This window comes from Polynucleobacter sp. Fuers-14 (assembly GCF_018882045.1).
In the GTDB taxonomy this organism is placed as follows: domain Bacteria; phylum Pseudomonadota; class Gammaproteobacteria; order Burkholderiales; family Burkholderiaceae; genus Polynucleobacter.
The window spans coordinates 14006-28869 of record NZ_JACVPG010000001.1 but is presented as its reverse complement, the minus strand read 5'-3'; the positions used below and the strand labels follow the sequence as shown (position 1 = coordinate 28869).

The window sequence follows — 14864 nt, the reverse complement described above, 5'->3', positions numbered from 1 at the left end:
GATTAGAAGCGGAAATGTGAGAAAGCTTTGTTAGCTTCTGCCATACGGTGAACTTCTTCACGCTTCTTCATTGCTCCGCCGCGACCTTCTGCAGCTTCTAATAATTCGTTGGCCAAACGTTGAGCCATAGATTTCTCACCGCGCTTTTTAGCGGCTTCGCGCACCCAGCGCATTGCCAAAGCAGAACGGCGTGATGGGCGAACTTCAACAGGAACCTGGTAGTTAGCGCCACCAACACGACGGCTCTTCACCTCAACCATTGGCTTAACGTTGCCCATAGCTGTTGAGAAAATTTCGAGTGGTTCTTTGTTTGCTTTTTTCTCGATGTGATCAAAGGCACCGTAAACGATACGCTCTGCAACCGATTTCTTGCCGTCCAACATGAGGACGTTCATGAATTTAGCTACTTCTACATTACCGAATTTTGGATCCGGCAAAATTTCCCGTTTGGGAACTTCACGACGACGTGGCATAACTACTCCTTCAGTTCAGTTAGGGGCGACCCACATGGATCACCCGCTCCGGTTGCCCTACTATCTAAGAAGATTCTTAGACGGAACAACCACTTACTTGTCTTTTAAGTCTGACAAACGAAGACTTACTACAAATACTTCAGCAAAAATCTATTGAAAGATTAAGCAGATTTCTTAGCGCGCTTAGCACCGTACTTGGAACGTGACTGCTTACGGTCTTTAACACCTTGCAAGTCAAGTGAGCCACGAACGATGTGGTAACGAACACCTGGCAAATCCTTTACACGACCACCACGAATCAACACTACCGAGTGTTCCTGGAGGTTATGGCCTTCACCGCCAATGTATGAAATAACTTCAAAACCATTGGTTAAGCGAACTTTGGCTACTTTACGAAGCGCAGAGTTAGGCTTTTTAGGAGTAGTGGTGTACACACGTGTACAAACACCACGGCGCTGCGGACTGTTTTCCAGTGCAGGGCTCTTGCTTTTAACGATCAGCCTGGATCTTGGCTTACGTATTAATTGATTAATTGTTGGCATAAAATAGCTCGGTTAGTACTTCTTTGTTGCTTTCTTCAAGAAAATCAATGACTTAGAGAATTTCTAGGTCAAAAAGACCCTCTTCTGAATCAGTAGAACTCAGCATTCTAGCTTGGCCAGCCTTTTCCGTCAACCAAATGGGGAAAAAACTGGCCATTTCTGGCCAGAATTACCAAATTAGCTCGGATCAGCCTCCCCAGCAGGAGCAACGACTTCAGCCTCTATTTCTACAGGCATATTGGCTATTGCTTCCTCTTCGGCGGCAATCATTTGAGCGCGGTCACGCTCGAATTGCTCTCTGACCTTGCGTGCACGGCGGTAAGACAAGCCGGTACCAGCAGGGATTAGACGACCAATAATGACGTTTTCCTTGAGGCCACGGAGTGTATCGGTCTTGCCCATAATTGCGGCTTCGGTCAATACACGGGTAGTTTCTTGGAAAGAAGCCGCTGAAATGAAGCTGTCAGTCGACAAGGATGCTTTAGTAATGCCCAACAGCACGTTTTCGAACTGAGCTGGGCGCTTACCTGCGGCAATCACTAAATCGTTAGCGTCATACAGTTTTGAACGCTCAACTTGCTCACCAGTGATGTAGGCGGTATCGCCACCATCAGTGATCTGCACACGACGCAACATTTGACGCACGATCACTTCAATGTGCTTGTCATTAATCTTCACGCCTTGCAAACGGTAAACGTCTTGAACTTCATCAACGATATAGATCGCCAACTCTTCAATGCCTCTGAGAGTCAAGATATCATGTGGATCAGCAGGGCCTTCCACAATCATCTCGCCCTTGTTCACAACTTGACCGTCATGAACGAGAACTTGCTTCTCTTTAGGAATCAAGAATTCATTGGCTTCGCCGTCCATATCGGTAATCACCAAACGTTGTTTACCTTTGGTTTCTTTACCGAAGGAAACTGTTCCAGTAACTTTCGCCAAGACAGCTGCATCTTTTGGTGAACGTGCTTCGAACAATTCAGCAACGCGTGGCAAACCACCGGTAATGTCGCGAGTCTTCTGTGATTCGATAGGAATACGCGCCAATACTTCACCAACTTCGACTTTTTGACCATCTTTAACAGTAATCAACGCACCCACTTGGAGGCCAATGTTTACTGGGTGATCAGTACCGGCGATCATGACTTCGTTACCCTTGTCATCAACCAAGTTGATCATTGGGCGAACGCCTTTGCTTGCTGCAGAACGACGCTTACCGTCAATTACCACCAAGGTGGAAAGACCGGTAACTTCGTCTACCTGCTTAGCAACGGTTACGCCTTCTTCAACGTTGTCGAAGCGAGCGATACCAGCGTACTCAGAAATAATCGGACGTGTTAATGGGTCCCAAGTCGCCAAGCTTGCGCCAGCCTTAACAGCTGCATCTTCTTTCAACAAGAGAGTTGCACCATAAGGCACTTTATGACGCTCGCGCTCGCGACCATTCTCATCAACGATCAAGGCTTCGCCAGAACGTGAAATCACAATCTGCTCGCCCTTCGCGTTCTTGACAACACGCATCGTGGCAGAGAACTTCAAGGCACCATTAGACTTAGCTTCAATATTGCTTGCAACCAAGGCACGTGACGCCGCACCACCGATGTGGAAGGTACGCATAGTTAACTGTGTGCCTGGCTCACCGATGGATTGAGCAGCGATCACGCCTACTGCTTCACCAACGTTCACCAAACCACCGCGACCTAGATCACGTCCGTAGCATTTCGCGCACAAACCAAAGCGAGTTAAGCAAGACAATACTGTGCGAACTTTAACTTCGTCGATACCCAATGCAACGATTTGATCAACGTGATCTTCATCGAGCAATGTGTCGTTCGGAACAATGACTTCTTGTGTGTCAGGGTGAACAATGTCACCGATACATACACGACCCAAAATACGGTCACGCAACGCTTCGATAATTTCGCCGCCTTCAACCAGCGCCTTCATGGTTACACCATTAGTTGCGCCGCAATCATCTTCGATCACCACGAGATCTTGTGTGACGTCGCATAAACGACGTGTCAAGTAACCCGAGTTCGCTGTCTTCAACGCTGTATCAGCCAGACCTTTACGAGCACCGTGAGTTGAGATGAAGTACTGTAATACATTCAAACCTTCACGGAAGTTCGCAGTAATTGGGGTTTCAATGATGGAGCCATCAGGCTTAGCCATCAAACCACGCATACCAGCCAACTGACGAATCTGCGCTGCAGATCCACGCGCACCAGAATCTGCCATCATGTAGATGGAGTTAAAGGATTCTTGACGCACAGTCTTACCGTTACGATCGAGTACGTCAACGTGTGACAACTCATCCATCATTGCTTTGCCAACTTGGTCGCCTGCGGCACCCCAAATATCAACCACGTTGTTATAACGCTCTTGATTGGTTACGAGACCTGACATGAACTGCTTGTCATACTCCTTAACCTTGGCAGATGCCTCAGTGATGATGCGCTCTTTAGAAGTTGGGATCAGCATATCGTCGATCGCAACTGAGATACCAGCGTTGGTTGCCAAACGGAAACCAGACTGCAAGAGGCGGTCGGCAAAAATCACAGTTTCACGCAAACCGCACTTACGGAATGATGTGTTGATCAAACGTGAGATTTCTTTTTTCTTCAAAGGCTTATTAATTTCCTCGAAAGACATACCCTTCGGTAAAATCTCAGACAAGATTGCACGGCCAACTGATGTTTGGTAGATCTTGGTCTTTTCAGCAAAACGGGCGTCGCCCTCTGCCCTCTTATCCACGATCTCAAACTCAGTAATACGGACAGCAACACGAGAAGCCAATTCAACTTGACCCGCTTCGTATGCGCGTACTACTTCAGTAATGTTAGCGAAGACCATGCCTTCACCCTTACCGTTGATCTTGTCACGTGTAGCGTAATACAGACCCAACACCACGTCCTGTGAAGGAACGATAGATGGTTCGCCGTTAGCTGGGAACAATACGTTGTTCGAAGCCAACATCAATGTACGTGCTTCCATTTGCGCTTCGAGCGACAAAGGAACGTGAACCGCCATTTGGTCACCGTCAAAGTCGGCGTTAAATGCCGCGCAGACTAATGGGTGCAATTGGATTGCTTTACCTTCAATAAGCATTGGCTCGAAAGCCTGAATACCGAGACGGTGCAATGTAGGCGCACGGTTCAACATGATTGGATGCTCACGAATGACTTCTTCGAGAATGTCCCAAACGATTGGAGTCTGGCTTTCAACTTCTTTCTTTGCAGCCTTAATGGTCGTTGCAATTCCTAAAGTCTCAAGCTTGTTGAAAATGAATGGCTTGAATAATTCCAAAGCCATTAATTTTGGTAAGCCGCACTGATGTAATTTCAATGTAGGGCCAACCACAATGACTGAACGACCAGAGTAGTCAACACGTTTACCCAACAAGTTTTGACGGAAACGACCGCTCTTACCTTTAATCATCTCAGCCAAGGACTTGAGAGGACGCTTGTTAGCGCCAGTCATAGCCTTACCGCGACGACCGTTGTCGAGCAATGAGTCAACCGCTTCTTGCAACATGCGTTTTTCGTTACGAACGATGATCTCTGGTGCGCGCAACTCTAACAAACGCTTCAAACGGTTGTTACGGTTGATCACACGACGGTAGAGGTCGTTCAAATCGGAAGTGGCAAAGCGACCGCCATCCAATGGCACCAATGGGCGCAATTCAGGTGGCAATACCGGCAATACTTCCATGATCATCCAGTCAGGCTTAATACCTGAAGTCTGGAACGCCTCGAGCACTTTTAAGCGCTTAGCATATTTCTTGATCTTGGCATCACTACCAGTGGCTTTTAAATCAGCACGAATGGTTTCTACTTCGCGGTCGATATCGATCGAACGCAAGAGATCACGAATACCTTCCGCGCCCATGATGGCCGTAAATGCACCGTCACCATACTCTTCGGTCTTAGCAATGTATTCATCTTCAGACATGATCTGACCGCGCTTCATCGCGCCTTCAGGAGTCATACCAGGATCAACTACTACATATGCTTCAAAGTAAAGAACGCGCTCGATATCACGCAATGTCATATCGAGAACCATACCCAAACGGGATGGCAATGACTTCAAGAACCAGATGTGCGCTACAGGGGCTGCCAACTCAATGTGACCCATGCGCTCACGACGTACCTTAGCGAGAGTAACTTCAACGCCGCACTTCTCGCAGATTACGCCACGGAACTTTAAACGCTTGTACTTACCGCATAAGCACTCGTAGTCTTTGGTTGGTCCAAAAATCTTGGCGCAGAACAAACCATCACGCTCGGGCTTAAAAGTCCGGTAGTTGATGGTTTCTGGTTTGCGTACTTCACCAAAAGACCATGAGCGAATTTTCTCAGGAGATGCGAGACCAATTTTGATGACATCAAACTGCTCTTCGCCCTGCGTTTGCTTAAATAAATCGAGCAATGCTTTCATATCAGTTGCGCTCCATGTCAATGTCAATACCCAACGAACGGATTTCTTTTACCAGCACGTTGAAGGATTCGGGCATGCCAGCATCAATCGTGTGCTCGCCCTTGACGATGTTTTCGTAAACCTTGGTACGGCCTGCGACGTCATCGGACTTCACTGTCAGCATTTCCTGCAAGACATATGAAGCACCGTATGCTTCGAGGGCCCAGACTTCCATCTCACCAAAGCGCTGACCACCGAACTGAGCTTTACCGCCCAATGGCTGTTGCGTTACTAAAGAGTAAGGCCCGGTTGAACGTGCATGCATCTTGTCATCGACCAAATGGTGGAGTTTCAATACGTGCATTACGCCAACAGTGACTGGACGCTCAAATTGATCGCCAGTACGGCCGTCGCACAAAATCATTTGCTGACGTGAAGGGGTCATCTTCAAAGATTTAGCAACATCTTCTGGATACGCCAACTCGAGCATGCGTCCGATTTCAGCTTCAGTAGCACCGTCAAACACTGGAGTAGCAAATGGCAAGCCTTGGCGGAGATTCTCAGCCAAAACATTGATCTGCTCATCAGTGAAGTTGTCGATGTCTTCAACACGACCTGTTTCGTTATAAAGCTGCTTGAAGAACTTACGTAATTCAGTTTGCTTAGCGTGCTCACGAACCATCTCGTCGATACGCTTACCAATACCTTGGGCAGCCCAACCTAAGTGGGTTTCCAAGATCTGGCCAACGTTCATACGGGAAGGAACACCCAACGGGTTCAAGACGATGTCAACAGGGCGTCCGTCAGCCATAAATGGCATGTCTTCTGCTGGGGCGATTTTAGAAACCACACCCTTGTTACCGTGACGACCGGCCATCTTGTCACCAGGCTGTAAACGACGCTTAACGGCCAAGTAAACCTTAACCATCTTTGTTACGCCAGGCTGTAAATCATCGCCCTGGGTAAGCTTGGTGCGCTTCTCTTCAAAAGCCTCATCAAATTGCTTACGCTTCGCTTCAATAGAAGATTTAATCGCTTCAACTTGTGAGGCAACTTCATCATCTGCTGGACGAACGTCAAACCAATGGTATTTATCTAAGCTGGCAAGGTATTCCTTGTCAATCTTAGTGCCTTTAGCTAATTTCTGAGGACCACCATTGGCAACTTTACCAATCAACAGTTTTTCTAAACGCATGAAGGCATCGCCCTCAACAATACGCAACTGGTCGTTCAAGTCCAAACGATAGCGTTGTAATTCTTCTTGGATAATTGACTGTGCACGTGCATCACGCTCAATACCTTCACGGGTGAAGACCTGAACATCAATAACAGTACCGATCATTCCAGATGGAACGCGCAAAGAAGTATCTTTAACATCAGATGCTTTTTCACCGAAGATCGCGCGTAGGAGCTTCTCTTCTGGAGTGAGAGTAGTCTCGCCCTTTGGAGTTACTTTACCAACCAATACGTCGCCAGCTTCAACTTCAGCACCGATGTAAACAATACCGCTTTCATCCAAACGGGAGAGTTGTGACTCTGCCAAATTGGAGATATCGCGAGTAATTTCTTCTGAACCCAGCTTGGTATCACGTGCAACCACTGACAACTCTTCAATATGAATAGAGGTGTAGCGGTCGTCAGCAACAACTTTTTCAGAGATCAAGATTGAATCTTCGAAGTTGTAACCGTTCCATGGCATAAATGCCACAGTCATGTTTTGACCCAAAGCCAATTCGCCCAAATCGGTAGATGCGCCATCAGCAACTACGTCGCCGCGGACAACACGATCACCAGCTTGAACGATAGGACGTTGGTTAATGTTGGTATTTTGGTTTGAACGGGTGTACTTGATGAGGTTATAAATATCCACACCAACTTCACCAGCAGCAGTCTCATCATCGTTTACACGAATCACGACGCGGTTAGCATCAACATAATCAACGATACCGCCGCGGGACGCCAAAATAACAGTGCCGGAGTCAACCGCAACAATGCGCTCTAAACCTGTACCAACCAATGGCTTGTCTGGACGCAAGCAAGGAACTGCTTGACGCTGCATGTTCGCACCCATCAACGCACGGTTCGCATCATCGTGCTCTAAGAATGGAACGAGTGAAGCAGCAGCAGAAACGATCTGGCTAGGAGCAACGTCGATGAAATCAATACGCTCTGGACTAACCATCATGGTCTCACCAGCTTGACGAGCAGAAACTAACTCATCGGCCAGCTTGCCACCCTTGTCAATCGTTGCGTTTGCCTGAGCAATCACATACTTAGCTTCCTCAATCGCAGAGAGGTAAACCACTTCATCGCTTACCTTGCTATTGGAAACCTTACGGTATGGAGTTTCTAAGAAACCGTGCTCATTCAAGCGCGCAAATAACGCGAGTGAGTTGATCAAACCAATATTTGGCCCTTCTGGAGTTTCGATTGGGCAAACACGTCCATAGTGAGTTGGATGCACGTCGCGCACTTCAAAGCCTGCGCGCTCACGTGTCAAACCACCAGGTCCCAATGCAGAAATACGACGCTTGTGCGTGATCTCTGAAAGTGGGTTGGTTTGGTCCATAAACTGGGACAACTGTGAAGAACCGAAGAACTCACGAATAGCAGAAGAGATTGGCTTGCTGTTAATCAAGTCATGTGGCATGAGGTTTTCTGTTTCGGCTTGGCCGAGACGTTCTTTAACCGCACGCTCAACACGTGACAAACCTGCACGGAATTGGTTTTCAGCCAACTCGCCAACGCAACGTACGCGACGATTACCTAAGTGATCGATATCGTCTACTTCGCCTTTGCCGTTACGCAAATCTACGAGGGACTTAATAGTGTCGAGAATATCTTCGTTCGACAGAACCATTGGACCTTCCATTTCTGGACGGTTCAAACGGCTGTTGACCTTCATACGGCCAACGCGAGACAAATCATAAGTATCTTCGTTGTAGAACAAGCGCTGGAACAAGGCCTCAACAGCATCTTCTGTTGGAGGCTCACCAGGACGCATCATGCGGTAGATGGCGATACGAGCAGCCATTTGATCCGCTGTTTCATCAGTACGCAATGTCTGTGAAATATACGCACCAGAATCTAAATCATTGGTGTAGATAGTTTCTAATTGCTTAATACCTGCATCGCGCAATGTAGCCAATACTTCTTCAGTGATCTCATCATTAGCGTAAGCCAAGATTTCACCAGAATCAGGATCAACAATATTGCGTGCAACTACACGACCAATTAAATAGTCATCTGGTACAGCGATAGTTTTTGTCTTAGCAGCTTCGAGTTCGCGGATGTGCTTTGCATTGATACGCTTGTCTTTTTGAATGACAACAACGCCATTCTTATCGAGCACATCAAAGCTAGCCAACTGACCACGCAAACGCTCTGGTACAAATTCCATTGAACCGCCATTGGCTGTCAATGAGAAATGGTCAAAGTTAAAGAAGTTAGCAAGAATCTGTTCGTTGTTTAAACCAATTGCTTTGAGCAAAATGGTGACAGGCATCTTACGACGACGGTCAACGCGGAAATAGAGAATGTCTTTCGGATCAAACTCGAAATCGAGCCATGAACCACGGTAAGGAATGATGCGTGCTGAGAACAGCAACTTACCTGAGCTATGTGTCTTGCCCTTATCGTGTTCGAAGAACACGCCTGGGGAACGGTGCAACTGAGAAACGATCACGCGCTCAGTACCATTGATCACAAAAGAGCCATTTTCTGTCATGAGTGGAATTTCACCCATGTAGACTTCGCTCTCTTTTACCTCTTTAACCTTAGTAGGCGCTTCGCGATCATAAATAATCAAGCGAACTTTTGCGCGTAAGGCAGAGTGGTATGTGTAACCACGTTGTTGACATTCTTTAACGTCAAACGGTGGCTGTGATAACTGGTAAGACACGTATTCCATACGTGCATAGCCGTTGTTAGACACAATTGGGAATGCTGATGTAAAGGCAGCTTGAAGTCCCTCAGTAAGACGAGACATTGCTGGCTTTTCAGCCTGTAAAAATTTAGCGTAGGATTCCAGCTGCGTTGCGATCAGGTACGGAACCTGGTGGTTATTTACTCGCTTAGCAAAGCTTTTACGGACTCGCTTGCGTTCGGTGAAGCTATAGTTCATTTCATCTCCGAATTCAGCGACTGTACAAAGATTTGGCGATTGGCCACTACCAATCACTGGCGGACAACACTAAACCGATAGATTTAGTGTCCGACCAAACTTGCATTCTGCAGTCGTATCAGAAGGCAAACCCGATTTCAATCAGAAATGAAATCGGGTTTGACCTCTAGAGGTCAAACCCAACATGGCTAACGCCCCTTTTTGAGAGGCGCCAGCATTGTATGTATTACTTGAGTTCTGCTTTGGCGCCAGCTTCTTCAAGCTTCTTCTTAGCTTCTTCAGCTGTCTTCTTATCAACAGCTTCTTTGATTGGCTTCGGTGCACCGTCAACCAAGTCCTTAGCTTCTTTCAAGCCAAGACCAGTAATTTCGCGAACTGCCTTAATTACTGAAACCTTGTTTGCGCCAGCTTCGAGCAAGTTAACAGTGAATTCTGTTTGCTCTTCAGCAGCAGCGCCGCCAGCTGCACCAGCAGGACCAGCAACAGCCATCGCCGCAGCTGATACGCCAAACTTCTCTTCGAACGCTTTAACCAAGTCGTTCAAATCCATAACGGACATGCTACCTACTGCATCAATGATTTCTTCTTTAGTAATCGCCATTTTTAGCTCCTAATACTTAAATAGTTAATCTGTCGCTTATTCAGCGGCAGGGGTTTCAGGTGTTTCTGTTCCAGCTTCTGGGGCTGCGGCTGCAGGCTCAGCACTTGCTTCTGGAGCGGCGGCTTCAGCAACTACTTCTGCTGGGGCTGCTGCTACTTCTGCTACCGGTGCTGCAACAGGAGCGGGTGCTCCTTCTGCCTTTTGTGCTGCTACTGCACCCAATACGCGAGCCATCGCAGAAACTGGGGCCAACATCACGCCCAACAACTGAGATAACAACTCGTCGCGGCTTGGAATAGACGCGAGGGATTTAACACCCGCTACGTCCAACAACTTGCCGTTATATAAGCCAGCAGTAATGACCAGCTTGTCTTGAGTCTTAGCAAAGTTCTGCAATACTTTTGCCGAAGCAATCGGATCAGCAGAGATGCCATAGATCAAGGGGCCAACCATCGAATCAGCAAGAGGCTCAAACTGAGTGCCTTGTGCAGCACGGCGTGCCAATGTGTTCTTCAAAACGCGAAGATATACACCTTGGTCACGTGCGCTAGCACGTAGCTTTGTCAACTGCTCTACTGGAATACCACGGTATTCAGCGAGCACGACAGTTTGGGCTCCAGCCAATTGAGCGCCGACATCAGCAACAATCGCTTTTTTGTCTTGTACATTCAAAGGCACGGTTTAACTCCATAAAAACCAACTGTTTCCAGTTGGGGTTACACACCAGCGTCTGATCATTTGTTCACAAGGTTCTTGTGAAAATCTTTTCAGGGTCGCCATCTGCGCTGGTTATTACTTTCGTAACGATTAAGAATTCATCTCTATAAAAGCAAGCTCATTCACCAACGGTCTTTGATGTTCGACTCTCACTCGAAGAGCAGGAGTCGACCCAAAGTTCTTTTTTGTTACAGGCTAATTAAGCTGCTGCCTGTAACGATGCTTGGTCTACGCGTACGCCTGCACCCATAGTGCTGCTTACGGCAACCTTCTTTAAATAAATACCCTTAGATGCAGGTGGCTTCGCTTTATTCAAAGCTTCGAGCAATGCGAGCAAGTTTGATTTCAATGCAGTCGGCTCGAATGAACGACGGCCAATGCTTGCGTGCACGATACCGGCTTTGTCCACACGGAACTGAACTTGACCAGCTTTTGCATTTTTAACTGCAGTAGCAACGTCAGGAGTCACTGTTCCAACTTTTGGATTCGGCATCAAACCACGCGGGCCCAATACTTGACCTAAAGTACCAACAATTTTCATTGTGTCTGGAGATGCGATCAAAATATCGAAATCAATTTTGCCGCCTTTAATTTGTTCTGCAAGCTCTTCCATGCCAACAATTTCTGCACCAGCGGCTTTAGCTTGTTCAGCCTTCTCGCCTTGAGCAAAAACGGCTACACGAACATGCTTACCTGTACCAGCTGGGAGCACTACCGCGCCACGCACAACTTGGTCAGATTTCTTAGCATCAATACCCAACTGAACAGCAACGTCAATAGACTCATCAAACTTAGCAGTTGCACACTCTTTAACGAGGTTCAATGCGTCATCTAATGAATAGAACTTGTTGCGATCAACTTTAGATTGAATTGCTTTTACGCGTTTAGATAATTTAGTCATGATTAGAGACCTTCCACAGTGATGCCCATGGAACGGGCGCTACCAGCGATTGTTCTAACAGCTGCGTCCATATCGGCTGCTGTCAAATCTGGCATTTTTGCTTTAGCGATTTCTTCCGCTTGAGCACGAGTAATTGAACCCACTTTATCGGTATGAGGACGTGGTGATCCTTTTTCAATCTTCGCAGCCTTCTTAATCATGATGGTTGCTGGAGGAGTCTTCATGATGAATGTGAAGCTCTTATCAGCAAACGCTGTAATCACGACTGGAATTGGAAGGCCTGGTTCCATGCTCTGAGTTTGAGCATTGAACGCCTTACAGAATTCCATAATGTTAAGACCGCGTTGACCCAATGCTGGACCTACGGGTGGTGATGGATTTGCTTTACCTGCAGGGATCTGCAGCTTAATAAAGCCAATAATCTTCTTTGCCATGTGTGCTCCTTAAAGCGCGCCTAACCTCATAAGGAAAGACCGCCGTTGAGTAAACGCTTCGCTAGTTTTTGGCTTTCTAGCTCCGCTCCTCGGTTATTGCTAACCACTTAACTACTAACTACTAAAACCAGGACTAAGTCCTTGTTTTTACATCTTTTCTACCTGGCCGAACTCCAGCTCAACTGGGGTACCGCGGCCGAAAATTGTAACAGAAACGCGCAATCTTGACTTCTCATAATTGACTTCTTCGATATTTCCGTTGAAATCAACAAATGGTCCTTCTTTAACTCGCACGATCTCGCCAACTTCAAATAGGGTCTTAGGCTTGGGTTTATCCACCCCAGCCTGCATTTGATCCATGATTTTTGCTACTTCCGCAGTGGAAATCGGGCTTGGGCGGTTGCGTACGCCGCCTACGAAACCGGTTACTTTTGGTGTATTTTTCACCAAATGCCAGCTCTCATCGGTCATTTCCATCTCAATTAGGACATAGCCTGGGAAGAAACGGCGCTCAGAAACTGACTTGGTGCCGGACTTGATCTCCACAACCTCTTCGGAAGGGACCAAAATACGGCCAAATTTCTCAGGCATTCCAGAGCGAGCAATGCGCTCTTCAAGGCCTCTTTTCACGCTCTTTTCCATTCCGGAATAAGCATGAATGACGTACCAGCGCATATTGCCGATAGCCTGTGGATTAGTAGCTACTTCAGAATCAATCATTTTTTACTCACTTCCAGCCCAAAAAGACTGAAAAAACTAGCCATTCAATCAATTTGTCTGCAATCCATAAAAATAAGGACATGATCAGAACAAAGCCAAATACGACTAGAGTCATTTGGGTGGTCTCTTTACGAGTTGGCCAAACAACCTTTTTTACTTCATACCAAGAATCTTTTGCGTAGGCGATAAAACGGCGCCCATCTGGTGAAATCGCCACAATTAAAACTGCAGCAGCAATACCACCAAACAAAACAGCGAGACGAATCAACATAGATTGATCTACCAGCGTGTAGTACAAGACTAGCGCTGCAACGACGACTAAAGCAGCTAGTCCAGAGACCCAGCCGCTTTTTTCTTCAGTATGACTTGCTGTTTGATGAGACATTTTGCTTTCAGTTCAAATCGTGGCAGGGGCGGAGGGCATCGAACCCCCAACCTTTGGTTTTGGAGACCAACGCTCTGCCAATTGAGCTACACCCCTTTATAAAAACTAATTAAAACTTACTACTTAAGCCAAAATCTTTGCAACCACGCCGGCGCCAACAGTACGGCCACCTTCACGGATCGCAAAACGTAAACCTTCTTCCATCGCGATTGGCGCGATGAGTTTTACGGTAATCGTGACGTTATCGCCAGGCATGACCATTTCTTTGTCTTTTGGCAACTCGATTGAACCAGTTACGTCCGTTGTGCGGAAGTAAAACTGTGGACGATAGTTGTTAAAGAATGGAGTATGACGACCACCTTCATCTTTACCCAAGATGTACACCTCGGCTGTAAAGTGAGTATGTGGGGTGATTGAACCTGGCTTAGCCAATACTTGGCCGCGCTCAACTTCTTCACGTTTTGTACCGCGTAACAAGATACCAACGTTATCGCCTGCTTGACCTTGGTCGAGCAATTTACGGAACATTTCAACACCAGTACAAGTGGTCTTGAGTGTTGGCTTGATACCGATGATTTCGATCTCTTCGCCTACTTTAACGATACCGCGCTCGATACGGCCTGTAACAACAGTACCGCGACCGGAGATAGAGAACACGTCTTCTACTGGCATCAAGAACGCGCCGTCAACAGCACGCTCTGGAGTTGGGATGTATGTATCGAGTGCTTCAGCCAATTTCATGATGGCTTCTTTACCCAATGGGCCTTCGTCGCCTTCTAAAGCTAACTTAGCAGAACCTTGGATGATTGGTGTGTCATCGCCAGGGAAGTTGTACTTAGATAAAAGCTCACGAACTTCCATTTCAACGAGCTCTAACAATTCAGCGTCATCAACCATGTCGCACTTGTTCAAGAACACCACGATGTAAGGAACACCCACTTGGCGTGCCAAGAGGATGTGTTCACGAGTTTGTGGCATTGGGCCGTCAGCAGCAGAACAAACCAAAATAGCGCCGTCCATCTGAGCAGCACCAGTAATCATGTTCTTCACGTAGTCAGCATGTCCTGGGCAATCCACGTGTGCGTAGTGACGGTTTGCTGTCTCGTACTCAACGTGCGCAGTATTAATCGTAATACCACGTGCTTTTTCTTCAGGAGCAGCATCGATCTGATCGTATGCTTTAGCTTCGCCACCGAATGCTTTAGAAAGCACGGTTGCAATTGCTGCTGTCAATGTAGTTTTACCGTGGTCAACGTGACCGATGGTGCCTACGTTTACGTGCGGTTTTGTCCGCTCGAATTTTTCTTTTGCCATTTTTAATCTGCCTTTAGTTAACTCTTAAACCAAACACGTAATACACAATTAATAAAATCAAACATGGTGCCCATGGGCAGGATCGAACTGCCGACCTCTCCCTTACCAAGGGAGTGCTCTACCACTGAGCCACATGGGCGAAATCTAATGCAACAAATTCTGGAGCGGGATAAGAGAATCGAACTCTTGACCGAAGATTGGAAATCTGCTGTTTTACCATTAAACTAATCCCGCA

General features: G+C 47.0%; 10 protein-coding genes, 3 tRNA genes and 1 pseudogene. All 14 read right to left on the bottom strand.

What is annotated here, in order from left to right; all coding sequences use genetic code 11:
- Positions 1–2 precede the first annotated feature (2 nt).
- Entirely contained in the window at positions 3–473 is a 471-nt protein-coding gene (rpsG, locus tag ICN40_RS00160; protein WP_011901897.1) for a 30S ribosomal protein S7, read from the bottom strand.
- A 161-nt stretch (positions 474–634) separates the two neighbouring features.
- Positions 635–1015, bottom strand: a complete 381-nt coding sequence (gene rpsL, locus ICN40_RS00155) for a 30S ribosomal protein S12 (RefSeq protein ID WP_072582063.1) — start codon at positions 1013–1015, stop codon at positions 635–637.
- Between the two features lie 177 nt (positions 1016–1192).
- On the bottom strand, positions 1193–5455 hold the full coding sequence (gene rpoC, locus ICN40_RS00150; RefSeq protein WP_216241211.1) for a DNA-directed RNA polymerase subunit beta': 4263 nt from the start codon (positions 5453–5455) through the stop codon (positions 1193–1195).
- Between the two features lies 1 nt (position 5456).
- Entirely contained in the window at positions 5457–9557 is a 4101-nt protein-coding gene (rpoB, locus tag ICN40_RS00145; RefSeq protein ID WP_216241209.1) for a DNA-directed RNA polymerase subunit beta, read from the bottom strand.
- Positions 9558–9783: 226 nt separating this feature from the next.
- Positions 9784–10158: a 50S ribosomal protein L7/L12 gene (gene rplL, locus ICN40_RS00140; RefSeq protein ID WP_011901893.1), complete on the bottom strand. Its 375-nt coding sequence runs from the start codon at positions 10156–10158 to the stop codon at positions 9784–9786.
- A 159-nt stretch (positions 10159–10317) separates the two neighbouring features.
- Positions 10318–10836 (bottom strand): annotated as a pseudogene (gene rplJ / locus ICN40_RS00135) (50S ribosomal protein L10); the annotation flags it as partial.
- Positions 10837–11074: 238 nt separating this feature from the next.
- Positions 11075–11776, bottom strand: coding sequence for a 50S ribosomal protein L1 (gene rplA / locus ICN40_RS00130; protein ID WP_071464433.1), 702 nt, complete (start codon positions 11774–11776; stop codon positions 11075–11077).
- 2 nt (positions 11777–11778) lie between these two features.
- Positions 11779–12210, bottom strand: a complete 432-nt coding sequence (gene rplK, locus ICN40_RS00125; protein WP_068320088.1) for a 50S ribosomal protein L11 — start codon at positions 12208–12210, stop codon at positions 11779–11781.
- Positions 12211–12357: 147 nt separating this feature from the next.
- On the bottom strand, positions 12358–12930 hold the full coding sequence (gene nusG / locus ICN40_RS00120; protein WP_072582060.1) for a transcription termination/antitermination protein NusG: 573 nt from the start codon (positions 12928–12930) through the stop codon (positions 12358–12360).
- A gap of 7 nt (positions 12931–12937) precedes the next feature.
- Entirely contained in the window at positions 12938–13315 is a 378-nt protein-coding gene (secE, locus tag ICN40_RS00115; protein WP_215321267.1) for a preprotein translocase subunit SecE, read from the bottom strand.
- Between the two features lie 20 nt (positions 13316–13335).
- Positions 13336–13411: transfer RNA gene (locus ICN40_RS00110), tRNA-Trp, on the bottom strand.
- Positions 13412–13438: 27 nt separating this feature from the next.
- On the bottom strand, positions 13439–14629 hold the full coding sequence (gene tuf, locus ICN40_RS00105) for an elongation factor Tu (RefSeq protein ID WP_071464430.1): 1191 nt from the start codon (positions 14627–14629) through the stop codon (positions 13439–13441).
- 64 nt (positions 14630–14693) lie between these two features.
- Positions 14694–14768: transfer RNA gene (locus ICN40_RS00100), tRNA-Thr, on the bottom strand.
- A 21-nt stretch (positions 14769–14789) separates the two neighbouring features.
- Positions 14790–14863: transfer RNA gene (locus tag ICN40_RS00095), tRNA-Gly, on the bottom strand.
- Between the last annotated feature and the right edge of the window lies 1 nt (position 14864).